The sequence below is a fragment of the Streptomyces sp. DH12 genome (genome assembly GCF_020873895.1).
GTDB lineage: Bacteria > Actinomycetota > Actinomycetes > Streptomycetales > Streptomycetaceae > Streptomyces.
Map to the genome: position 1 here is coordinate 1 of NZ_JAHWGT010000154.1, position 891 is coordinate 891.

1 protein-coding gene and 1 pseudogene are annotated in these 891 nt (G+C 70.9%); one reads left to right on the plus strand and one right to left on the minus strand.

The features are described from left to right. Positions 1 to 13: 13 nt before the first annotated feature. The gene (locus LPA54_RS33165; protein ID WP_228919666.1) at positions 14 to 523 is read left to right on the plus strand and encodes a gluconokinase; all 510 of its coding nucleotides are present in this window, start codon (positions 14 to 16) and stop codon (positions 521 to 523) included. 125 nt (positions 524 to 648) lie between these two features. On the opposite strand, the pseudogene LPA54_RS33170 reads toward LPA54_RS33165, so the two are convergent. Beyond that, positions 649 to 891, minus strand: a pseudogene (locus LPA54_RS33170) (IS5/IS1182 family transposase); the annotation flags it as partial.

Here is an 891-nt window from a genome sequence, read left to right on the forward strand (position 1 = left end):
AGGAAGGCTCCGGATGTCTCATCACATTGCTCCTCTGGTCGTCGTCATGGGCGTTTCGGGCTCGGGGAAGACCACGGTGGGCCGACTGCTGGCACGGCACCTCGGCGTTCCGTACGCCGAGGGAGACGACTTCCACCCCGCATCCAACGTGGCGAAGATGCGGGCGGGCCACCCCCTCGACGACGAGGACCGCCGCCCCTGGCTGGACGAGATCGCACGATGGCTGGCCGGCCACGCGGGCAGCGGAGGCGTGGTGGCGTGCTCGGCGCTCAAGCGCCGCTACCGCGCCAGGCTGGCCTCCGCCGCACCGCGCGTCTTCTTCCTCCACCTCGACGGCTCGCCCGAGCTGATCGCCGCACGGATCACCGCGCGACAGGGCCATTTCATGCCGCCCGAGCTGCTCCGTACGCAGTTCGCCGACTTCGAACCACTGGGCGACGACGAAGCGGGCTCGGCCATCCCGATCGACGGTACGCCGCAGGAGACGGCGGCTCTCGCTCATGCCGCCGTCACCTCGGCCTGACGCTCATACCGCAGCCCGTCGGCGGCTCGCCGTCAGGCACGACGCCATATGGGCTTCAGCGGGGGACTGCTCCACCGCCACCTCCTCAGCAGTCACCGGGCGGTCCGGAGCAGCCCGAGGACGCTTCACTGGCCCTGACGAAGCCTCTGGACGTGGCGGTGGGTGATCAGACAGACGGCGAGGCTGAGGAAGGCCTCGTGGATGTCGTCGCGTCGTTCCCGCCGGATGCGTAGGCGGCGGAAGCCGTGCAGCCGAGCGATGGTCCGCTCGACGACCCGGCGGGAGGTGCCCAGGCCGGTGCCGTGGGGCTGGCCTCGTTCGGCGATCGCCGGTCGGATGCCGCGCTGCCGCAGGAGCCGGCGGTACTT

What these genes read in the sequence shown, in the direction of transcription:
- LPA54_RS33165 (WP_228919666.1), top strand. Translation starts at nt 14, where the DNA reads ATGTCTCATCACATTGCTCCTCTGGTCGTCGTCATGGGCGTTTCGGGC.